The sequence below is a fragment of the Leclercia sp. UBA5076 genome (assembly GCF_002416465.1).
Classification (GTDB): Bacteria; Pseudomonadota; Gammaproteobacteria; order Enterobacterales; family Enterobacteriaceae; genus Enterobacter.
The window spans coordinates 208,279-230,286 of record NZ_DIAO01000003.1 but is presented as its reverse complement, the minus strand read 5'-3'; the positions used below and the strand labels follow the sequence as shown (position 1 = coordinate 230,286).

General features: G+C 56.9%; 21 protein-coding genes and 1 other annotated feature. Of the genes, 15 read left to right on the top strand and 6 right to left on the bottom strand.

Annotated elements, in window-relative coordinates; translation table 11 throughout:
• Positions 1-37 precede the first annotated feature (37 nt).
• Both lplA and B3X29_RS02735 read right to left on the bottom strand, forming a co-directional pair.
• Positions 38-1,054, bottom strand: a complete 1,017-nt coding sequence (lplA, locus tag B3X29_RS02740; protein ID WP_290503518.1) for a lipoate--protein ligase LplA — start codon at positions 1,052-1,054, stop codon at positions 38-40.
• 35 nt (positions 1,055-1,089) lie between these two features.
• Entirely contained in the window at positions 1,090-1,737 is a 648-nt protein-coding gene (locus tag B3X29_RS02735; protein WP_103178181.1) for a YtjB family periplasmic protein, read from the bottom strand.
• A gap of 122 nt (positions 1,738-1,859) precedes the next feature.
• On the opposite strand from B3X29_RS02735, the gene serB reads away from it, so the two are divergent.
• The 3 genes from serB to nadR are packed head-to-tail and all read left to right on the top strand — an operon-like array spanning position 1,860 to position 5,493.
• Positions 1,860-2,828 (top strand): phosphoserine phosphatase, encoded by a 969-nt coding sequence (gene serB / locus B3X29_RS02730; protein WP_103823182.1) that lies wholly within the window; start codon positions 1,860-1,862, stop codon positions 2,826-2,828.
• An 11-nt stretch (positions 2,829-2,839) separates the two neighbouring features.
• Positions 2,840-4,225, top strand: a complete 1,386-nt coding sequence (gene radA, locus B3X29_RS02725; RefSeq protein WP_103823183.1) for a DNA repair protein RadA — start codon at positions 2,840-2,842, stop codon at positions 4,223-4,225.
• Between the two features lie 35 nt (positions 4,226-4,260).
• Positions 4,261-5,493 (top strand): multifunctional transcriptional regulator/nicotinamide-nucleotide adenylyltransferase/ribosylnicotinamide kinase NadR, encoded by a 1,233-nt coding sequence (nadR, locus tag B3X29_RS02720; RefSeq protein ID WP_103178184.1) that lies wholly within the window; start codon positions 4,261-4,263, stop codon positions 5,491-5,493.
• 107 nt (positions 5,494-5,600) lie between these two features.
• Here the strand turns inward: nadR and ettA are convergent, their stop codons facing one another.
• Positions 5,601-7,268 carry an energy-dependent translational throttle protein EttA gene (gene ettA / locus B3X29_RS02715; protein WP_103178185.1) on the bottom strand — a complete coding sequence of 556 codons (1,668 nt, stop codon included), beginning with the start codon at positions 7,266-7,268 and terminating at the stop codon, positions 5,601-5,603.
• A 220-nt stretch (positions 7,269-7,488) separates the two neighbouring features.
• On the opposite strand from ettA, the gene sltY reads away from it, so the two are divergent.
• Together sltY and trpR are read left to right on the top strand one after the other, a co-directional pair.
• Positions 7,489-9,426: a murein transglycosylase gene (sltY, locus tag B3X29_RS02710; RefSeq protein WP_290503517.1), complete on the top strand. Its 1,938-nt coding sequence runs from the start codon at positions 7,489-7,491 to the stop codon at positions 9,424-9,426.
• Between the two features lie 55 nt (positions 9,427-9,481).
• On the top strand, positions 9,482-9,808 hold the full coding sequence (gene trpR, locus B3X29_RS02705; protein WP_103178187.1) for a trp operon repressor: 327 nt from the start codon (positions 9,482-9,484) through the stop codon (positions 9,806-9,808).
• A 60-nt stretch (positions 9,809-9,868) separates the two neighbouring features.
• Here trpR and yjjX read toward each other — a convergent pair whose 3' ends face one another.
• A complete protein-coding gene (gene yjjX, locus B3X29_RS02700) occupies positions 9,869-10,384 on the bottom strand; it encodes an inosine/xanthosine triphosphatase (protein WP_156653893.1) in 516 nt (171 codons plus the stop codon).
• Positions 10,385-10,433: 49 nt separating this feature from the next.
• Between yjjX and gpmB the strand changes: the two genes are divergently transcribed.
• Positions 10,434-11,081 carry a 2,3-diphosphoglycerate-dependent phosphoglycerate mutase GpmB gene (gpmB, locus tag B3X29_RS02695; protein ID WP_290503516.1) on the top strand — a complete coding sequence of 216 codons (648 nt, stop codon included), beginning with the start codon at positions 10,434-10,436 and terminating at the stop codon, positions 11,079-11,081.
• On the opposite strand, the gene robA is transcribed toward gpmB, so the two are convergent.
• On the bottom strand, positions 11,078-11,947 hold the full coding sequence (gene robA / locus B3X29_RS02690) for an MDR efflux pump AcrAB transcriptional activator RobA (protein WP_290503515.1): 870 nt from the start codon (positions 11,945-11,947) through the stop codon (positions 11,078-11,080). The two genes, gpmB and robA, sit on opposite strands and share 4 nt — an antisense overlap.
• Positions 11,948-12,159: 212 nt before the next feature.
• On the opposite strand from robA, the gene creA reads away from it, so the two are divergent.
• Genes creA through creD form a run of 4 tightly spaced genes read left to right on the top strand, consistent with a single transcriptional unit; the run spans position 12,160 to position 16,166 of the window.
• The gene (gene creA, locus B3X29_RS02685; RefSeq protein ID WP_103178190.1) at positions 12,160-12,630 is read left to right on the top strand and encodes a protein CreA; all 471 of its coding nucleotides are present in this window, start codon (positions 12,160-12,162) and stop codon (positions 12,628-12,630) included.
• Between the two features lie 14 nt (positions 12,631-12,644).
• A complete protein-coding gene (creB, locus tag B3X29_RS02680; protein ID WP_103178191.1) occupies positions 12,645-13,334 on the top strand; it encodes a two-component system response regulator CreB in 690 nt (229 codons plus the stop codon).
• The gene (gene creC, locus B3X29_RS02675; RefSeq protein WP_290503514.1) at positions 13,334-14,758 is read left to right on the top strand and encodes a two-component system sensor histidine kinase CreC; all 1,425 of its coding nucleotides are present in this window, start codon (positions 13,334-13,336) and stop codon (positions 14,756-14,758) included. The genes creB and creC overlap by 1 nt, the downstream gene beginning before the upstream one ends.
• A 58-nt stretch (positions 14,759-14,816) precedes the next feature.
• Entirely contained in the window at positions 14,817-16,166 is a 1,350-nt protein-coding gene (gene creD, locus B3X29_RS02670) for a cell envelope integrity protein CreD (RefSeq protein WP_103178193.1), read from the top strand.
• 45 nt (positions 16,167-16,211) lie between these two features.
• Here the strand turns inward: creD and arcA are convergent, their stop codons facing one another.
• Positions 16,212-16,928 carry a two-component system response regulator ArcA gene (arcA, locus tag B3X29_RS02665; RefSeq protein ID WP_039030451.1) on the bottom strand — a complete coding sequence of 239 codons (717 nt, stop codon included), beginning with the start codon at positions 16,926-16,928 and terminating at the stop codon, positions 16,212-16,214.
• 95 nt (positions 16,929-17,023) lie between these two features.
• Between arcA and yjjY the strand changes: the two genes are divergently transcribed.
• The 5 genes from yjjY to thrB all read left to right on the top strand — a co-directional run bounded on the left by yjjY (position 17,024) and on the right by thrB (position 22,007).
• On the top strand, positions 17,024-17,164 hold the full coding sequence (gene yjjY, locus B3X29_RS02660; protein ID WP_001541509.1) for a protein YjjY: 141 nt from the start codon (positions 17,024-17,026) through the stop codon (positions 17,162-17,164).
• 399 nt (positions 17,165-17,563) lie between these two features.
• Positions 17,564-18,250, top strand: a complete 687-nt coding sequence (locus B3X29_RS02655) for a tRNA/rRNA methyltransferase (RefSeq protein ID WP_103178194.1) — start codon at positions 17,564-17,566, stop codon at positions 18,248-18,250.
• Positions 18,251-18,462: 212 nt separating this feature from the next.
• Positions 18,463-18,531, top strand: a complete 69-nt coding sequence (gene thrL, locus B3X29_RS02650; protein WP_103181027.1) for a thr operon leader peptide — start codon at positions 18,463-18,465, stop codon at positions 18,529-18,531.
• Positions 18,470-18,588, top strand: a sequence feature (Thr leader region). It overlaps the preceding gene by 62 nt.
• Positions 18,589-18,613: 25 nt before the next feature.
• Positions 18,614-21,076: a bifunctional aspartate kinase/homoserine dehydrogenase I gene (gene thrA / locus B3X29_RS02645; RefSeq protein ID WP_156653894.1), complete on the top strand. Its 2,463-nt coding sequence runs from the start codon at positions 18,614-18,616 to the stop codon at positions 21,074-21,076.
• Position 21,077: 1 nt separating this feature from the next.
• Positions 21,078-22,007, top strand: coding sequence for a homoserine kinase (gene thrB, locus B3X29_RS02640; protein WP_103178196.1), 930 nt, complete (start codon positions 21,078-21,080; stop codon positions 22,005-22,007).
• Position 22,008 lies beyond the last annotated feature (1 nt).

The following is a 22,008-nucleotide window of genomic DNA, read 5'->3' as shown; positions in this document are numbered from 1 at the left end:
GCCTACGGTTACAGGCCCGCGCAAGCGGGCATTTTTGTTAGCGTACCGCCCGCGCAATCCAGGCTGACAACTCCCGCAGCTCTTTTTCCTGTTCCGGGAAATCGCCGATCAGGGCATCGCACTCTTGTTGCAGCCTATCCGCACGGTACAAACAGCCCTGCAGACGCGCCGCCAGCGCCTCTAACGGCGCCGGGTTCAGGCTGTCGGTAAAGACCTGGGTACGCGAGATATGGCCCTTCTCGACGTCGAAGTGCAGCTCCACGCCGCCCCACGTAAAGCGCTCATCCAGCAGGTGCGAGAAGGCCGGCGCCTGACCGAAGTTCCACTCCCAGCTGCTCTGGCGGGCAAAGGTTTCGGCAAAGTTCGGCAGATCCGGCGTCTTGTCAGGTGAAATGACTTCGGCTTCAACCCGCTCGCCGTAATGGGCAAAAAACGCCTCGCGGATAGCATCGCAGATCCGCTCATGGGTGATGCCCGGCAGCAGATCCACCAGATTGGCAACCCGTCCGCGTACCGAGGTAATGCCCTTGGCCTGCAACTTTTTCTGGTCGGGATTGAGGTAGTTCGCCAGGCGGCTGAGATCGGCATTTAATAACAGGGTGCCGTGATGGAAACCCCGGTCCATCGTTTCGCGATAGGCCGAGCCGGAGACTTTCCGGTCACCTTCATCTGTTTTTACCACCAGGTCGTTGCGCCCGGAGGCTTCCGCCGTGGCCCCCAGCGCCTGCAACGCGTTCAGTACGATGCTGGTGGAGATGGTTTTGTCGTACTCCGGCTTTCCGGCCATAAAGGTAAAGCAGGTGTTGCCGAGGTCGTGGAATACCGCGCCGCCGCCGCTGCTGCGACGGGCCAGGCGCACATTGTCCTCTTCCATGCGCCGCGTGTTGCACTCTTTCCACGGGTTTTGCGCCCGGCCAATGACCACCGTGTCGGCGTTGCGCCACAGGAACAGCACCCGCTGCGTGGCGGGCATCTGGCGGAAGATGCACTCTTCTACCGCAAGGTTAAACCAGGGATCGTATGAATCTGAGATAAGCAGACGCAATGTAGACATGCAGATTTCCTTTCCTGAAACGGTTATCGACTCAATCACTCGCTTTTCTTTTCGCTCTCTTCCTCTTCAGGCACCGATTTACTGGCGGTGAGCAGGAATGGCGACTGCTGCCAGCGGGTGCGTTTGCCCTGCAGCAGCGTGCGGGTCAGCACCACGCCGATCGCCAGCGACAACAGCAGCATCAGGCGCAGAATATTGGTGGTGTTATCCACCTGCTTGGCCTCGGTGGCCAAAGTATGGGTGTCGAGCGTCAGACGCAGATAGCCGAGCGGGCCGTTTTTACCCTGAATCGGCTCCACCAGCTGCTGGTTAAAGTAGCCGCCCGCTTTTTTACCATCCAGCGCCAGCCTGTCGCGCACGTCGACATGCTCGCCGGAGCGGGCAATCAGGGCTCCTTCTTCATCGTAAACGCTGGCATCCAGGATGCGGCTCTCTTCCGTCAGAAGATGCAGCACCTGGGTGATGCGCTTTTCATCCGGCGTTTCGGTGCGCATCAGCGGGGCGATGTTGAGCGACACCTGACGCGCAAGGGTGTGCGCCAGCTCTTCAAGCTGCGGATTACGCTGCCGTTGATGATTCTGGCTGAACCACGATGCGCCCTGCATCAGCGCCACTAACAGGGCGAGACAGGAGAGGACAATCACGGCACGATGAAGCCGGAATTTCAGTTTTGCACGAGCCATATTCCACCTGCTGAAAATTTTCGGGGTTAATGTTGCCAGAAGTGATGGTTACAAGGTAGCCTCATGCGTTATTTTCCCTCCCCTGGATGATTCCCGGCGCGAACGATTTTACAGGAGCTTTAATGCCAAACATTACCTGGTGCGACCTGCCCAATGATGTCTCTCTCTGGCCAGGATTGCCGCTCTCATTAAGTGGTGATGAGGTAATGCCACTGGATTACCATGCTGGTCGTAGCGGCTGGCTGCTGTATGGACGCGGCCTGGATAAACAGCAGTTAACGACGTATCAGCGCAAGCTGGGCGCGGCAATGGTGATCGTGGCGGCCTGGTGTGTGGAAGATTATCAGGTGATCCGTCTGGCCGGTTCCCTGACCCAGCGTGCCACCCGTCTGGCGCATGATGCGGGTCTCGATGTCGCGCCGTTGGGTAAAATCCCACATCTGAAAACGCCGGGCTTGCTGGTGATGGACATGGATTCAACCGCCATCCAGATCGAGTGCATCGACGAAATTGCTAAACTGGCGGGTACTGGCGAGATGGTGGCCGAAGTGACCGAACGGGCCATGCGCGGCGAACTGGACTTCACCGCCAGCCTGAAACAGCGCGTGGCGACCCTGAAAGATGCCGACGCAAATATCCTGATGCAGGTCCGGGAAAAGCTCCCCCTGATGCCGGGGCTGGTGCAGCTGGTGCTGAAGCTGGAAACCCTGGGCTGGAAAGTGGCCATCGCCTCCGGCGGGTTCACCTTCTTTGCCGAGTATCTGCGTGACAAGCTGCGCCTGGACGCGGTGGTCGCCAACGAGCTTGAGATCCGCGACGGCAAACTGACCGGAAACGTGGTTGGCGATATCGTTGATGCCCAGTTCAAGGCCAACACCCTGACGCGTCTGGCGGAAAAATATGAGATCCCGGTTGCCCAGACGGTGGCCATTGGCGACGGCGCGAACGATCTGCCGATGATTAAAGTGGCCGGGCTTGGCATCGCCTACCATGCCAAACCGACCGTGAACGAAAAGACGGAAGTCACTATCCGTCATGCTGACCTGATGGGGGTGTTCTGCATTCTCTCTGGCAGCGTAAACCAGAAATAAAGAGGTAAAACGTGGCGAAAGCTCCAAAACGCGCATTTGTCTGTAATGAATGCGGTGCGGATTATCCGCGCTGGCAGGGGCAGTGCAGCGCCTGTCATGCCTGGAACACCATCACCGAAGTGCGCGGAGTTGCCGCTTCACCCACCGTTGCCCGTAACGAGCGTCTGAGCGGTTATGCGGGCAACGCAGGCGTATCGAAAGTCCAGAAGCTCTCCGACATCAGCCTTGAAGCCCTGCCGCGCTTCTCAACCGGTTTTAAAGAGTTTGACCGGGTGCTGGGCGGCGGCGTGGTGCCGGGCAGCGCCATTTTGATTGGCGGGAATCCGGGTGCCGGGAAATCGACCCTGCTGCTGCAAACCCTCTGCAAGCTCGCGGCGCAGATGAAAACACTCTACGTCACCGGGGAGGAGTCGCTGCAGCAGGTGGCGATGCGTGCCCACCGGCTGGGGCTGCCCACCAGCGAGCTGAATATGCTCTCCGAAACCAGCATCGAGCAGATCTGCATGATTGCTGAAGAAGAGCAGCCGAAGCTGATGGTGATCGACTCCATTCAGGTGATGCACATGGCAGACATCCAGTCGTCGCCGGGGAGCGTCGCCCAGGTGCGCGAAACTGCCGCCTATCTGACGCGCTTTGCGAAAACGCGTGGCGTGGCGATCATCATGGTCGGCCACGTCACTAAAGATGGCGCCCTGGCGGGGCCGAAAGTGCTTGAGCACTGTATCGACTGCTCCGTGATGCTGGATGGCGATGCCGATACCCGTTTCCGTACCCTGCGCAGCCATAAGAACCGCTTTGGCGCGGTGAATGAGCTGGGCGTCTTTGCCATGACCGAGCAGGGGCTGCGTGAAGTGAGCAACCCGTCCGCCATCTTCCTGAGCCGCGGCGACGAAGTCACCTCCGGCAGTTCAGTAATGGTGGTCTGGGAAGGGACGCGCCCGCTGTTGGTGGAGATCCAGGCCCTGGTCGATCACTCGATGATGGGCAATCCCCGTCGCGTGGCGGTGGGACTGGAGCAAAACCGTCTGGCAATTTTGCTGGCGGTGCTGCACCGTCACGGCGGCCTGCAGATGGCGGATCAGGATGTGTTTGTCAACGTGGTCGGCGGCGTGAAGGTCACCGAAACCAGTGCCGACCTGGCGCTGCTGCTGGCGATGGTCTCCAGCCTGCGCGACCGTCCGTTGCCGCAGGATCTGGTGGTCTTTGGCGAGGTCGGTCTGGCCGGCGAAATCCGCCCGGTACCGAGTGGTCAGGAGCGCATTTCCGAGGCGGCAAAACATGGCTTCCGCCGGGCGATTGTGCCTGCCGCCAACGTGCCGAAAAAAGTGCCGGAAGGGATGAAGGTCTTTGGGGTTAAAAAACTTGCTGATGCGTTAAATGTCTTTGACGACTTATAATTACCTGGTCGATGTTGCAGGAGGCACCGTAATTTATGTCGTCGTTTGACTATATTAAGACCGCGATCCGCCAGAAAGGCTGCACCTTGCAGCAGGTGGCGGAAGCCAGCGGTATGACCAAGGGCTATTTAAGCCAGCTGCTGAATGCCAAAATCAAAAGCCCCAGCGCGCAGAAGCTGGAAGCGCTGCACCGCTTTCTGGGGCTTGAGTTTCCACGTATGCAGAAGAACATCGGCGTGGTGTTCGGCAAGTTTTATCCGCTGCATACCGGGCATATCTACCTCATCCAGCGCGCCTGTAGCCAGGTGGACGAGCTGCACATCATCATGGGCTACGACGACAAGCGCGACCGCGAGCTGTTTGAAGCGAGCGCCATGTCCCAGCAGCCCACCGTCCCGGACCGCCTGCGCTGGCTGCTTCAGACCTTCAAGTACCAGAAAAACATCCGCATACATGCCTTTAACGAAGAGGGGATGGAGCCCTATCCCCACGGCTGGGATGTCTGGAGCAACGGTATAAAAGCCTTTATGGAAGAGAAAGGGATCCAGCCAAACTGGATCTACACCTCTGAAGAGTCTGACGCTTCGCAATATCCCGAACATCTGGGCACCGAAACGGTGCTGATCGACCCTAAACGCACCTTTATGAATATCAGTGGCGCCCAGATCCGCGAAAACCCGTTCCGCTACTGGGAATACATCCCGACGGAAGTGAAGCCGTTCTTCGTGCGCACCGTGGCGATCCTCGGCGGTGAGTCCAGCGGTAAGTCCACGCTGGTCAACAAGCTGGCGAACATCTTCAACACCACCAGCGCCTGGGAGTATGGCCGGGATTACGTCTTCTCGCACCTCGGCGGCGACGAGATGGCGCTGCAATATTCCGACTACGACAAAATTGCGCTGGGGCACGCCCAGTACATTGATTTTGCGGTGAAATACGCCAATAAAGTGGCGTTTGTCGATACCGATTTCGTCACTACCCAGGCGTTCTGTAAAAAATATGAAGGGCGCGAGCACCCGTTTGTGCAGGCGCTGATCGACGAGTACCGCTTCGACTTAGTGATCCTGCTGGAGAACAACACCCCCTGGGTGGCGGACGGGATGCGCAGCCTGGGCAGCTCGGTGGACAGGAGAGAGTTCCAGACCATGCTGGTGGAGATGCTTGAAGCGAACAATATCGACTTTGTGCATGTGGAAGAGGCGGACTATGACAACCGATTCCTGCGCTGCGTGGAGCTGGTGAAAGAGATGATGGGCGAGAAGGGGTAAGCCCTCTGCCGCTCTGCTTGCCGGGCCGACAAAACCGTAGGCCGGGTAAGGCGAAGCCGCCACCCGGCACACATAAAAACGGCAACCCGTGGGTTGCCGTTTTGCCTTTACTTGGCGATACGCTTGTACTTGATACGCTTCGGCTCCAGCGCATCAGCGCCCAGCGTGCGTTTCTTGTACTCTTCGTATTCGGTGAAGTTACCTTCGAAGAACTCCACTTTACCCTCATCCTGGTAATCCAGAATGTGGGTTGCGATACGGTCGAGGAACCAACGGTCGTGGGAGATCACCATGGCGCAGCCCGGGAACTCCAGCAGGGCGTTTTCCAGCGCGCGCAGGGTTTCGATGTCGAGGTCGTTGGTCGGTTCATCGAGCAGCAGCATGTTACCGCCAACCTGCAGCAGTTTTGCCAGATGCAGACGACCACGCTCACCGCCGGACAGCTCGCCCACGCGTTTACCCTGATCAACCCCTTTAAAGTTAAAGCGGCCCACATAGGCGCGGCTTGGCATTTCGGTGTTGCCGATACGCATGATATCCAGGCCGCCGGAAACTTCTTCCCAGACGGTTTTGCTGTTATCCATTGCGTCGCGGAACTGATCCACGGAGGCCAGCTTCACGGTTTCGCCGAGGGTGATGGTGCCGCTGTCAGGCTGTTCCTGACCGGACATCATGCGGAACAGGGTCGATTTACCCGCGCCGTTCGGACCGATGATGCCGACGATCGCGCCTTTCGGTACCGAGAAGCTCAGATCGTCGATCAGCACGCGGTCGCCGTAGGATTTACGCAGGTTGCTGACTTCAACCACTTTGTCACCCAGACGGGCTCCAGGTGGAATAAACAGTTCGTTGGTTTCGTTACGTTTCTGGTATTCGGTGTTGTTCAGCTCTTCGAAGCGCGCCAGACGGGCTTTGCCCTTAGACTGACGGCCTTTAGTGCCCTGACGAACCCACTCCAGCTCTTTCTCAATGGATTTGCGACGGGCCGCTTCCTGAGAAGCTTCCTGCGCCAGACGCTGATCTTTCTGCTCCAGCCAGGAGGAGTAGTTACCTTCCCACGGAATACCTTCCCCGCGGTCCAGCTCCAGGATCCAGCCGGCAACGTTATCAAGGAAGTAACGGTCGTGGGTGATCGCCACAACGGTGCCTTCGAAGTCGTGCAGGAAGCGTTCCAGCCACGCCACAGATTCCGCATCCAGGTGGTTGGTGGGTTCGTCGAGCAGCAGCATGTCTGGCTTTTCCAGCAGCAGACGGCACAGCGCGACGCGGCGGCGCTCACCACCGGAGAGGTTGGCGATTTTTGCATCCCAGTCTGGCAGGCGCAGGGCATCGGCCGCACGCTCCAGCTGCACGTTCAGGTTATGACCGTCGTGTGCCTGGATGATCTCTTCATATTTACCCTGCTGGGCCGCGAGCTTATCGAAGTCTGCATCCGGCTCTGCGTACTTCGCGTATACCTCGTCCAGACCTTTCAGCGCGTTAACCACTTCGGAAACGGCTTCTTCAACAGATTCACGAACGGTGTGCTCCGGGTTCAGCTGCGGTTCCTGGGGCAGGTAACCGATTTTGAGGCCAGGCTGCGGACGGGCTTCACCTTCGATCTCTGTATCGATGCCCGCCATGATGCGCAGCAAGGTGGACTTACCGGCACCGTTGAGACCCAGCACACCAATTTTTGCGCCCGGGAAGAAGCTCAGCGAGATATTTTTAAGAATATGACGTTTCGGCGGTACCACTTTGCCGACACGATGCATGGTATAAACGAATTGAGCCACGTTGGACTTCGCCTCTTTTATCGTGATGAGAATAGTGGCGAAGTGTAGCCTTTTTCCCCGCCTAATCCCAGCCATCGACGGCAGGAGTGTTAAAACGCGCAAGAAAGGTAAAAATGTGTCGGTAACGTGGCGCGTTGCGGGATGCCTGGTTAGCATAAGTTAATTACGTTTTTGCGCGGCACGATGCTGCATTTAATGACGATTAACAGAGGATGAGCGTGTGGTAAAAGCCAAACAAGTGGGCTGGCGACTGTTGGCTGCCAGCGTCTGCGTGCTGACCATCAGCAGCGCGGCGCGAGCCGATTCACTGGATGAACAACGTAACCGCTATGCCCAGATCAAACAGGCATGGGATCAGCGACAGATGGAGACGGTGCAGGCCCTGATGCCGACGCTGAAAGATTACCCGCTGTACCCCTATCTGGAATACCGCCAGCTCACCGACGATCTGATGAACCAGCCGACGATCACCGTCCAAAACTTTATCCAGGCCAACCCGACGCTGCCTCCGGCGCGTACCCTACAGTCGCACTTTGTCAACGAGCTGGCCCGCCGTGAAGACTGGCGCGGCCTGCTGGCCTTTAGCCCTGAAAAACCCGGTACCACCGAAGCGCAGTGTAACTACTACTACGCGAAGTGGGCGACAGGCCAGCAGGAAGAGGCCTGGAACGGCGCCAAAGCGCTATGGCTCACCGGTAAAAGCCAGCCCAACGCCTGCGACTCGCTGTTCGGCGCCTGGCGCGCCTCCGGCAAGCAGGATCCTTTAGCGTATCTGGAGCGCATCCGTCTGGCGATGAAAGCGGGCAACACCCGTCTGGTGACCGCGCTCGCCGGACAGATGCCGCCGGAGTATCAGACCATCTCCAGCGCGCTGATCCAGCTGGCGAACGATCCGAAGACGGTGATGGACTTTGCCCGCACCACGGGCGCCACCGATTTTACCCGCCAGATGGCGGCAGTGGCGTTCACCAGCGTGGCGCGGGACGACGTGGAAAACGCCCGGCTGATGATCCCATCCCTTGCCCAGGCGCAGCAGCTCAATGAGGATCAGACCCAGGAGCTGCGCGATATCGTGGCGTGGCGACTGCTGGGCAGCGATGTCACCGATGAACAGGCGCGCTGGCGCGATGACGCCATCATGCGTTCGCAGTCCACCTCGCTGGTGGAGCGCCGCGTGCGCATGGCGTTGGGGAATGGCGATCGCCGCGGCCTGAACACCTGGCTGGCGCGCTTGCCGATGGAGGCGAAAGAGAAGGATGAATGGCGCTACTGGCAGGCGGATCTTCTGCTGGAGCGGGGGCGTGAGGAGGAGGCGAAATCCATTCTGCACAGCCTGATGCAGCAGCGCGGTTTCTATCCGATGGTCGCGGCCCAGCGGCTCGGCGAGGAGTACACCTTAAAGATTGATAAAGCGCCGTCCGGCGTCAACGCGGCTCTGGTAAATGGGCCGGAGATGGCGCGGGTGCGCGAGCTGATGTACTGGAATCTGGACAACACCGCCCGCAGCGAATGGGCGAACCTGGTGACCAGCCGCACGGTAGAGGAAAAAGCGCAGCTGGCGCGCTATGCCTTTGATAATCACTGGTGGGATCTCAGCGTCCAGGCGACGATCGCCGGTAAGCTGTGGGATCATCTCGAGGAGCGTTTCCCGCTGGCCTATAAGGATCTGTTCGAACGCTATACCCGCGGCAAAACTATCCCGCAGAGCTATGCGATGGCGATTGCCCGTCAGGAGAGCGCCTGGAACCCGAAAGTGCGCTCGCCGGTGGGGGCCAGCGGTCTGATGCAGGTGATGCCCGCCACCGCCGCCCATACGGTGAAGAAGTTTAGTATCCCGGGTTACACCAGCCCGTCGCAGCTGCTGGATCCGGAGACCAATATCAATATTGGCACCACCTATCTGCAGAGCGTCTACGACCAGTTCGGCGATAACCGTATCTTCGCCTCGGCGGCCTATAACGCCGGTCCGGGCCGCGTGCGCACCTGGCTTGGCAACAGTGCCGGCCGCATTGACGCGGTGGCGTTTGTCGAGAGCATTCCGTTCTCAGAAACCCGCGGCTATGTGAAGAACGTCCTGGCGTATGATGCTTACTATCGCTACTTCATGGGAGAGAAAGATACCCTGATGAGCGACAGTGAGTGGCAGCGACGTTACTGATCGGTGGGGTTATGTTATGCTTGTACTCGTTTAAGAGTACGAAAGGCGGCATAACATGACCCAGCATTCCCCTTATTCATCGGCGATGGCCGAGCAACGTCATCAGGAGTGGCTTCGTTTTGTGGAGCTGCTTCGTCAGTCTTATGAACAGGATCTGCATCTGCCGCTGCTGCAGCTGATGCTGACCCCCGACGAGCGCGAGGCGCTGGGCACCCGGGTGCGAATCATCGAGGAGCTGCTGCGCGGTGAGATGAGCCAGCGCGAGCTGAAAAGCGAGCTGGGGGCGGGGATCGCCACCATCACCCGCGGATCGAACAGCCTGAAATCGGCGCCGGTTGAATTGCGCCAGTGGCTGGAGCAGGTGCTGCTGAAAAACGCCTGATGGCGCTGCGCTTATCAGGCCTACACAAGACGTATGTACCGTAGGCCGGATAAGGCGTAATTACCTGTATATCGCGTTATGAAACGGACTTAACGCCAGGATCACCGCCTGGTGGTAAACACTTGAGCGCGTCAGCGCCCCGGCGGTAAAGACCCCAATCGCCCCCTCTTTGCGCCCAATCTCATCAATGCCGGTGTATTTCGACATCACCGGCCCAAGGGCTTCCCCTTCGCGCACTTTATCCAGAATCACCTCCGGGAGCGGCAGGGTGGCGGAGCGGGCTTCGCCGCGCTGTTCAGCGCTCTCGATCACCACCCAACTGAAGGTGCTCCCTTCGTCGATCCCGGCTTCAATGGCGACCCAAAAGTCAGCCTGTGGACGTGCAAGCCGGGCATTCGCCACGCGGTTACGTGCGCCAGCGCGGGTTTCTTCGCTGCCGATTGGCTGTTCCGGGACGCCGCTCTCGACGTTGAGGGATTCAATATGGCAGGATCCTTCGCCGAAGATCTCGTCAAATGCCCTTAGAATTGCCTGAATTTTGGCAGGATTAGTGGTAGCAGAGACAACCTGGTGCATAATTAAGCCTAACTCTAAAAATATCATCGCAGTATAACGGAAAAAAAGCATGTTACAGGTATACCTTGTTCGCCACGGTGAAACGCAGTGGAACGCCGAGCGACGTATTCAAGGCCAGTCAGACAGTCCACTCACTGCCAAAGGTGAGGAACAGGCCCGGCAGGTTGGCGAACGTGCCAAAACATTGGGCATCACCCACATCATCGCCAGCGATTTAGGTCGCACGCGACGCACAGCGGAGATTATCGCGCAGGCCTGCGGCTGCGATGTCACCGTGGATGCCCGCCTGCGTGAGCTGGATATGGGCGTGCTGGAACAGCGTCTTATCGATACCCTGACGGAAGAAGAAGAGTCCTGGCGTCGTACGTTGGTCAACGGCAGCGAAGATGGCCGAATTCCACAAGGCGAATCCATGCTGGAGCTGAGCGAGCGGATGCATGCGGCGCTGGCAGCCTGCCTGGATCTTCCCGAGGGCAGTCGGCCATTGCTGGTGAGTCACGGGATGGCGTTGGGTTGTCTGGTCAGCACCATCCTTGGGCTTCCGGCCTGGGCTGAGCGCCGCCTGCGTCTGCGTAACTGCTCGCTTTCCCGCATCGACTATCAGCAAAGTCCGTGGCTGGCTTCAGGCTGGATTGTGGAGATGGCAGGGGATATCTCGCATCTCGATGCCCCTGCGTTAGATGAGCTACAGCGTTAACGGCGGATAGGAATCAGGTATTCGCAGCGCAGGTCGATTGGGCGTTCTTCCGGTCTCACATCCGTTGACGGATAGTAACGCTCAATATCCTGCCCCTTTCTGCGGTTCAGGTTCAGCATCGGCATACAGGTGCCGTACACCGTCATGATAAAGTCCTGCACGCCGGTACCCAGCCCTTCATAGGTGAACATCACATATTCGCCGCCTTCCAGCACGACCGGTTTCGACCCCTGAATATAGCCATTGGCCATTTCCGGCGTTAATGCGGTGGTATAGAACACTTCCTGCTCGTCATCTTTTTCCAGGCTTGGACGCGTCTCGTTCAGGCCATACAGCAGCGGCGGAATGGCTGGCGCATGGCTGAGGAAATCACGCCAGAACTGAACGCGCATCTGATGACGGAATTCGGAGATCTGTTCCAGCGAGCAGGAGTAGCTTTGCGTCGTGCCGACCAGATGCGTCTCTGGCAGAGTGACGAACTCATGCTGAGGCAGGGTGAACTCACCAAGGCGCAGCGGCGGGCACATACCGAATGAACTCCAGTCCGGGGAGCGGCGGTAGAGCGCAGGGGTCAACGAGAACTGTTTTTTGAACGCGCGGGTAAAGGTCTGCTGTGAATCAAAGCGGTACTGTAAGGCGATATCCAGAATTGGACGCGCAGTCAGGCGAAGCGCCACGGCGGACTTGGAGAGGCGACGTGCGCGTATATAGGCGCCAATGGCATGACCGGTGACATCCTTAAACATCCGCTGTAAATGCCACTTAGAATATCCCGCTTTTGCCGCCACATTATCGAGTGACAACGGCTGATCCAGATGGCCTTCCAGCCAGGTAAGAAGATCGCGAATAATTCCAGCCTGATCCATATACTATCCTCATCCTTTAAACAGCAGATACCTTGCTAACAGGTTAGCGGATAATAGCATTTTTTGATGTTTTAGCATTCAGTGTTTTTTTTGCGCTTAAATGCGATTTTCCTTGTTATCCAGGGAGATATTTTCTAATGCTGTGATCTTGCTGCTTTTTTTATATCATTGTTGAATAATTACGCAGTTCAATCTTCAAATATGGTAACAATATGAAATACAAGACATTGATCGTTATGACGCTGCTGTTATTAGTGGGGCGCGCCGTACAGGCCGAGGAGATTGGCTCTGTCGATACCGTGTTCAAAGTTTTCGGGCCGGACCATAAAATTGTTGTCGAAGCTTTTGACGATCCCGATGTAAAGAACGTGACCTGCTATATCAGCCGGGCAAAAACGGGCGGGATAAAAGGGGGCCTTGGGCTGGCGGAAGACACCTCCGACGCGGCAATCTCCTGTCAGCAGGTGGGGCCAGTTGAGCTGAGCGACAAGATCAAAAACGGTAAGGCACAGGGCGATGTAGTATTCCAGAAACGCACCTCGCTGGTGTTCAAAAAACTGCAGGTGGTGCGTTTCTATGATGCGAAACGTAACGCGCTGGCTTACCTGGCCTACTCGGATAAGGTCGTTGAAGGTTCACCTAAGAACGCGCTGAGCGCGGTGCCCATTATGCCGTGGCATTAATTCAGGGACACGCCATGCAGCAACCTGTGGTCTGGCTGGTTGAAGACGAAATCAGCATCGCCGATACGCTGATCTACATGCTCCAGCAGGAGGGATTTGCGGTAAAGGCCTTTGAACGTGGCCTTCCGGTGCTGGAGGAAGCGCGCCGACAAAGCCCGGCGCTCGCCATCCTGGACGTGGGGCTGCCGGATATCAGCGGTTTTGAGCTCTGCCGTCAGCTGCTGGCCCGGCATCCTTCGCTACCGGTGCTGTTCCTGACGGCCCGCAGCGATGAAGTGGACAAGCTGCTCGGCCTGGAGATAGGCGCCGATGATTACGTCGCCAAACCCTTCTCGCCCCGGGAGGTATGCGCCCGGGTGCGGACCATTTTACGGCGCATGCAAAAGTCCGCTGCGCCTTCAGAGATTGTCCGTATCGGCGAGTTTGAACTGAATGAACCTGCCGCCAGGATCAGCTGGTTTGGTGAGCCATTACCCCTGACACGCTACGAGTTCCTGCTGCTTAAAACGCTGCTGAACGCGCCGGGCCGCGTCTATTCCCGCCAGCAATTGATGGATAAAGTCTGGGGAGAGGAGGGCGACAGCTTCGATCGCACCGTGGATACCCATATTAAAACCCTGCGCGCCAAGCTGCGGGCCGTGAATGACCAGCTTTCCCCTATCAGCACCCACCGCGGCATGGGTTATAGCCTGGGATTATATTAATGCGCATAGGCATGCGGCTGTTGCTGGGATACTTCCTTATTGTGGCCATCGCCGCGTGGTTTGTGCTGTCGATCTTTGTTCAGGAGATCAAGCCCGGCGTGCGCAGGGCAACCGAAGGCACGCTGATTGACACCGCGACGCTGCTGGCGGAAGTGGGGCGAGACGATCTGCTCGCAGGCAACCCGCAGGAGGGCAAGCTGGCGCAGGCCTTTTCCCGGCTCCACCAGCGCCCGTTTCGCGCCAATATTGGCGGCATTCATAAAGTGCGTAACGAATATCACGTCTACATGACCGATGCCCGCGGCCGGGTGGTATTTGATTCCGCCGGCCTGGCCGTGGGGAAGGATTACGCGCGCTGGAACGACGTCTGGCTGACGCTGCGCGGGGAGTATGGCGCCCGCAGCACGCCGAGCGATCCGCAGGATCCGGAGAGTACGGTCATGTACGTTGCCGCGCCGGTGGTCGATCGGGGCAAGATTATCGGCGTATTGTCGGTAGGAAAGACCAATAGCGCGATGGCGCCGGTGATCCAGCGCAGCGAGCGACGGATCCTGTGGGCCGGCGGCGCGCTGCTGGGGATTGCGTTGCTCATTGGTCTGGCGGTGGCCTGGTGGATCAACCGCTCGATTAACACCCTGTCGCGCTATGCCGACTCGGTGACCAATGATACCCCGCTGCCGTTGCCCGATCCGGGCAGCAGTGAACTGCGCAAACTGGCGCAGGCGCTGGAGAACATGCGTGTTCGTCTGGAGGGAAAAAATGATATCGAAAATTATGTGCATGCGCTCACCCACGAACTGAAAAGCCCGCTGGCCGCGATCCGCGGTGCGGCCGAGATCCTGGCAGAGCAGCCCCCGCTGCAGGTGGCGGCGCGGTTTATTGATAATATCCTGGCGCAAAACGCGCGCATGCAGTCGCTGGTTGAAAAACTTCTCGCTCAGGCCAGGCTGGAAAACAGGGTCGAGATCGTTCCGGTCAGTGTCAGCATTGATGAGCTGTTCACACGCCTTGCGGATGCGCGCGCGGCGACGCTGGCCTCCCGAAACATCACCCTGGACTGGCAAAGGAGCGGGTGCTGCGTGGAGGGCGATGCCGATCTGCTTGAGCAGGCGCTGGGCAATTTACTGGATAACGCTATCGACTTTACCCCGCCGGGTGGGGCGATCCAGCTTGCCGCTACGCAGGCGTTCAGGCAGGTCACCATCACCGTGACGGATAACGGAAGCGGCATCCCGGATTATGCGCAGGCGCGAATCTTTGAGCGCTTCTACTCCCTCCCGCGCGAGAACGGGTTGAAAAGTAGCGGGCTGGGGCTGGCCTTTGTGCTGGAGGTGGCGCGTCTGCATCAGGGGAGCATCGATCTGCGAAACCGGACTGACGGCGGCGTGACGGCCACCCTGATACTTCACCGTCCCTTCACATAACTTCAAACTGACCCCACATAGCCTGGTTAGGCTCTCCTCATCACAAAGGAGACCTGATATGAAATCCCCCCTGTTCTGGAAAGTCAGCACCCTGTTAGGGTGCATTCTGCTGTTACTCATCCCACTGATGCTGGTGGGCAATCTGATTTCGGAGCGTGAGAGCTATCGTAACGAGGTCGAAAACACCCTTCGCCAGAGTACCAGCGGCCCGCAGCAGCTGGTGGGCCCGCTGATCGCCATTCCGGTAACGGAGATCTATTACAAACAGGAAGAGGCGAAAAAGGTGGAGTATAAGAAGCGTTATATGCACTTCATTCTGCCGGAGACGCTACTGGTTGAGGGCAATCAGCACGTGCAAACGCGCAATATCGGCATCTATGACGGACAAATCTGGAATACCGATCTCAACATTAAGGCGCAGTTTACGACGGAAAAACTGGCGGAGTTGCAGGGTGAGACGATGACGCTCGGCAAGCCGTTTATCGTGGTCGGCGTCGGGGATGCGCGCGGGATAGGGGCAGTGAGCATCTCAAAAATCAATGGTGAGACGTTAAGCATCGAGCCTGGCGCCGGGGTGTACGGGGCGTTATCCGGCATTCACATCCCACTGACCGACAACGCGCTGGCGGCAAAAACCGTCTCGCTGGAGATGTCGCTCAATCTGGCCGGTACCGGCAGCTTTGCCGTGGTTCCAGTGGGACGTAACAGCGAAATGACCCTGAACAGTAACTGGCCGCACCCGAGCTTTATGGGCAATTACCTGCCGGTTAAGCACGAGATTAGCGCGTCTGGTTTCCAGGCAAACTGGAAAAGTAGCTGGTTTGCGAACAATCTTGCGGGCTGGTTCAACGACAACGAGATCCCTGAATGGAGTGCGATCCCGGCGTTTAGCGTCACGGTGGCGACCCCCGCGGATCAGTATCAGCTGACCGACCGCGCGATTAAGTACGCCATTTTACTGATTGCTTTGACGTTTATGGCCTTCTTCGTCTTTGAAACTTTAACCGGATTGCGGCTGCACCCGATGCAGTACCTGCTGGTGGGACTGGCGCTGGTGCTGTTCTATCTGGTGCTACTGGCGTTGTCTGAGCATGTGGGCTTTACACCCGCATGGATTATCGCCAGCCTGGTGGGGGCGCTAATGAACGGCGTCTATCTGCAGGCAGTGCTGAAAAGCTGGAAACGCAGTGGCCTGTTTGTGCTGGCGCTGCTGGGGCTGGACGTGGTGATGTGGTTCCTGCTGCGTTCAGAAGAGAGTGCGTTGCTGCTGGGCTCTGCGGTGCTGGTGCTGGCCCTGTTCGCGGTAATGTATCTCACGCGCCACTTTGACTGGTACTCGCTCTCCCAGCCGAAGCGCACGGCGCCATCCGGGTCATCGGATAAAGATACGATGCGGTTATGGAAATAAAAAAAACGGCGCCAGGGCGCCGTTTTTTATGACTTATGTGCAGAATTATTCCTGCAGGTCGCCGCAGAAACGATAGCCTTCACCATGAATGGTGGCGATGATTTCTGGTGTATCCGGCGTGGATTCGAAATGTTTACGAATACGGCGGATAGTCACGTCAACGGTACGGTCGTGTGGCTTCAGCTCACGGCCGGTCATTTTTTTCAGCAGTTCTGCACGGGACTGGATCTTGCCCGGGTTTTCGCAGAAGTGCAGCATGGCGCGGAATTCGCTGCGCGGCAGTTTGTACTGGTCGCCCTGCGGGCTCACCAGAGAACGGCTATTAATATCCAGTTCCCAGCCGTTGAATTTGTAGCTCTCTACGCTACGACGCTCTTCGCTGACCGTGCCCAGGTTCATGGTGCGGGACAGCAGATTGCGTGCACGAATGGTTAACTCGCGTGGGTTAAACGGTTTGGTGATATAGTCATCCGCGCCGATTTCCAGGCCAAGAATTTTATCAACTTCGTTGTCGCGGCCGGTCAGGAACATTAACGCAACGTTCGCCTGTTCACGCAGTTCACGTGCCAGCAGAAGGCCGTTTTTACCCGGCAGGTTGATGTCCATGATAACCAGGTTGATATCATTTTCAGAAAGGATCTGATGCATCTCTGCGCCATCGGTCGCTTCAAAGACATCGTAGCCTTCTGCTTCGAAAATGCTCTTTAACGTGTTGCGTGTTACCAACTCGTCTTCAACGATAAGAATGTGCGGGGTCTGCATGTTTGCTACCTAAATTGCCAACTAAATCGAAACAGGAAGTACAAAAGTCCCTGACCTGCCTGATACATGCCACAAATTAACATGACCGGCGTAACGTGACTAAAGTACGTAATTGCGTTCTTGATGCACTTTCCATCAACGTCAACAACATCATTAGCTTGGTCGTGGGTACTTTCCCTCTGGACCCGACAGTGTCAAAAACGGCTGTCATCCTAACCATTTTAACAGCAACATAACAGGCTAAGTGACACCAGACACCCAATAAAACTACGCTTCGTTGACATATATCAAGTTCAATTGTAGCACGTTAACAGTTTGATGAAATCATCGTAGCGGATCGCTAGCCTTTGTCACAAATTTTCAACAAACCAACTAGTTGCGACCGTTAATTAATAAACAAGGTGAATCCAATGTCAACATTGAACCTGAGAAATCATTATCATTATTAAACATAGGGATAAGTATTGTTCATTAACATTATCGCTTAAAGTTCATTCACGAAATAGTTTAGTATTTTTAATTTGTCGTGAAATGCTATTTCAGTGATTTCTGTTACGAATTTGTAAATTCGTGATGCGTAATATGATGATGTGTATCACATTTTTATCGGCTAACTGCCTAAAAAGAGAGCATAAATGCATTTGTCTATCGTACTGGTATCCCCAGCAAGAGCAGAAAATATCGGCGCCGCCGCACGGGCAATGAAGACCATGGGGTTTACCGATTTACGAATCGTTGCCAGCGACGCGCACAACGAACCTGCGGCGCGTTGGGTTGCCCATGGATCTGGAGATATCTTAGATAATTTAACGACTTACGAAACGCTGGCCGACGCGCTGCACGATATCTCTTATACCGTCGCTACCACCGCACGCAGCCGATCTAAGTTTCATTACTACGCCACGCCCGCTGAACTGGTGCCGTTACTGGCAGAAAAAAGCCAGTGGCTGCCCAACATGGCGCTGGTTTTTGGCCGGGAAGATTCCGGCCTGACGAACGAGGAACTGGCACTCGCAGACGTGCTGACCGGCGTGCCGATGGTGGCAGATTATCCGTCGCTAAATTTAGGTCAGGCCGTGATGGTGTACTGCTATCAATTAGCATCCTTGATGCAAAATCCTGCTCCACCTCCGGCTGAGGTGGATGAAAACCAGCTTTCTGCTCTGCGTGCGCGTACCGAACGCCTGCTGACCTCGCTGAATGTCGCCGACGATCAAAAAATGGCGGAGTGGCTACAGCAGCGGTTAGGTCTGTTAGGTCAGCGAGACACGGCAATGTTGCACCGATTACTGCACGATATCGAAAAAAAACTGGCAGAGTAAAATTCTGTCATACTTTTTTGTTATGGTTGAATGCGCCAAAAAGCGTACTGCGCACGGTCCGATCCGGACGGAAATAAAAACTCAGGCAGAGATACGTGAAAGGGCCGGAAAATGTGATCAAATTAGAAATTCGTTGACTTACCGGCACGTATGCTTTAACCAATAGGGTCAGACAGCACAGACAGATAATAATGACAGAGTACACAACATCCATGAAACGCATCAGCATCACCACCATTACCACCACCATCATCATTACCACAGGTAACGGTGCGGGCTGACGCGTACAGGAAAGAAAAGAAAAAAGCCCGCACCTGAACAGTGCGGGCTTTTTTTTCGGCTAAAGATCACGAGGTAACAACCATGCGAGTGTTGAAGTTCGGCGGTACATCAGTGGCAAATGCAGAACGATTTCTGCGTGTTGCCGACATCCTGGAGAGCAATGCCAGGCAGGGGCAGGTGGCGACGGTTCTCTCTGCCCCGGCTAAAATTACCAATCACCTGGTGGCGATGATTGAAAAAACCATCGGGGGTCAGGATGCACTGGTGAACATCAGCGACGCTGAACAGATCTTTGCCAACCTGCTACAGGGCCTGGCGGATGCACAGCCTGGCTTTCCTCACGCCCAGCTGAAAGCCTTCGTTGAGCAAGAGTTCGCTCAGATTAAACACGTTCTGCATGGTATCAGCCTGTTGGGGCAGTGCCCGGACAGCATCAACGCGGCACTGATCTGCCGCGGCGAAAAACTCTCAATCGCCATTATGGCGGGTCTGCTGGAAGCCCGTGGTCATAACGTCACGGTGATCGATCCCGTCGAAAAACTGCTCGCTGTTGGCCATTACCTCGAATCTACCGTAGATATCGCCGAATCTACCCGTCGCATTGCGGCAGGCAAAATTCCTGCCGACCATATGATCCTGATGGCGGGCTTCACCGCCGGGAATGAAAAAGGGGAGCTGGTGGTGCTGGGCCGTAACGGCTCCGACTATTCCGCTGCCGTGCTGGCCGCCTGCCTGCGGGCCGACTGTTGTGAGATCTGGACTGACGTCGACGGCGTCTATACCTGCGACCCGCGCCAGGTGCCCGATGCCCGCCTGCTGAAGTCGATGTCTTATCAGGAGGCGATGGAGCTCTCCTACTTCGGGGCCAAAGTGCTTCACCCGCGTACTATCGCCCCTATCGCCCAGTTCCAGATCCCCTGCCTGATTAAAAACACCGGTAATCCACAGGCGCCAGGCACGCTGATTGGCGCCAGCAGCAATGAAGATGGTCTGCCGGTAAAAGGTATCTCCAACCTCAATAATATGGCGATGTTCAGCGTCTCCGGGCCAGGCATGAAAGGGATGGTTGGCATGGCGGCGCGCGTGTTTGCGGCCATGTCGCGCAACGGCATCTCGGTGGTGTTAATCACCCAGTCCTCTTCTGAATACAGCATCAGCTTCTGCGTCCCGCAGGTGGACTGCCTGCGCGCCCGCCGTGCGCTGGAAGAGGAGTTCTATCTTGAGCTGAAAGAGGAGCTGCTGGAGCCGATGGCGATTCAGGAGCATCTGGCGATCATCTCCGTAGTCGGTGACGGTATGCGCACCCTGCGTGGTATCTCCGCGAAGTTCTTTGCGGCGCTGGCGCGGGCGAACATCAATATTGTCGCCATTGCCCAGGGCTCATCGGAGCGCTCCATCTCCGTGGTAGTGAATAATGATGATGCAACCACCGGCGTGCGCGTCACCCACCAGATGCTGTTTAACACTGACCAGGTGATCGAGGTGTTCCTGATTGGCGTCGGCGGCGTCGGCGGTGCGTTACTGGAGCAGCTGAAGCGCCAGCAGGAGTGGCTGAAGAAAAAGCATATCGATCTGCGCGTCTGCGGCATCGCTAACTCAAAAGCCCTGCTGACTAACGTCCACGGACTGAATCTGGAGAACTGGCAGGCAGAGCTGGCGGAAGCGAAAGAGCCGTTTAACCTTGGCCGCCTGATCCGCCTGGTCAAAGAGTACCATCTGCTGAACCCGGTGATCGTCGACTGTACCTCCCACCAGGCGGTGGCCGATCAGTATGCCGACTTCCTGCGTGAAGGCTTCCATGTGGTGACGCCAAACAAAAAGGCCAACACCTCGTCGATGGATTACTACCATCAGATGCGCCACGCGGCGGCAAAATCCCGCCGTAAGTTCCTGTACGACACCAACGTCGGCGCCGGGCTGCCGGTTATCGAAAACCTGCAAAACCTGCTCAATGCCGGGGATGAACTGCAGCGTTTCTCCGGCATCCTGTCGGGCTCGCTCTCCTTTATCTTTGGCAAGCTGGACGAAGGCATGAGCCTGTCGGAAGCGACCAAAATGGCGCGTGAGCTGGGCTACACCGAGCCCGATCCGCGTGACGATCTCTCCGGCATGGATGTGGCGCGCAAGCTGCTGATCCTCGCCCGCGAAACGGGGCGTGAGCTGGAGCTGTCGGATATCGTCATCGAGCCGGTGCTGCCGGAGAGTTTTGACCACGCTGGCGATGTCGCCACCTTTATGGCGAATCTGCCGCAGCTGGATGACGCTTTCGCCTCCCGGGTGGCAAAAGCCCGTGATGAAGGCAAGGTATTGCGCTATGTTGGCAACATTGAAGAAGATGGCGTCTGCCGTGTCAAAGTGGCGGCGGTAGACGGTAACGATCCGCTCTTCAAAGTGAAAAACGGCGAAAACGCCCTCGCGTTTTACAGCCACTATTATCAGCCTCTGCCGTTGGTCCTGCGCGGCTATGGCGCGGGAAATGATGTGACGGCGGCGGGCGTATTTGCCGACCTGCTGCGTACCCTGTCATGGAAGTTAGGAGTTTAATATGGTCAAAGTTTATGCCCCGGCTTCCAGCGCCAATATGAGCGTCGGGTTTGATGTGCTGGGTGCGGCGGTGACGCCAGTGAATGGCGCATTGCTGGGTGATACGGTTACGGTAGAAGCGGCGGATAGCTTCAGTCTGAACAACGTCGGGCGTTTCGCCAGCAAGCTGCCGAGCGAACCGCGCGAAAATATTGTCTATCAGTGCTGGGAGCGTTTTTGTCAGGAGATCGGTAAAAACGTCCCGGTCGCCATGACGCTGGAAAAAAGCATGCCGATTGGCTCCGGGCTGGGTTCCAGCGCCTGTTCCGTCGTCGCTGCGCTGGTGGCGATGAACGAACATTGCGGCAAGCCGCTGAATAACACCCGCCTGCTGGCCCTGATGGGCGAGCTGGAAGGACGCATCTCCGGCAGCATTCATTATGATAATGTCGCCCCCTGTTTCCTGGGCGGCATGCAGTTGATGATCGAAGAGAACGGCATTATCAGCCAGCAGGTGCCAGGCTTTGATGAGTGGCTATGGGTGCTGGCCTATCCGGGCATCAAAGTGTCGACCGCTGAAGCGCGCGCTATTCTGCCGGCGCAGTATCGCCGTCAGGACTGCATCGCCCATGGCCGTCATCTGGCAGGCTTTATTCATGCCTGCTATACCCGTCAGCCAGGGCTTGCAGCAAAACTGATGAAAGATGTTATTGCCGAGCCGTACCGCACTAAACTGCTGCCTGGCTTTGACGAGGCACGCAGTGCCGCACTGGATATTGGCGCACTGGCCTGCGGCATCTCCGGTTCCGGACCGACCCTGTTTGCGCTGTGCGACAAACCGGATACGGCTGAGCGGGTGGCAGGTTGGCTGGAGAAAAATTACCTGCAAAATCAGGAAGGCTTTGTTCATATTTGCCGTCTGGATACGGCGGGCGCACGAGTACTGGGATAAA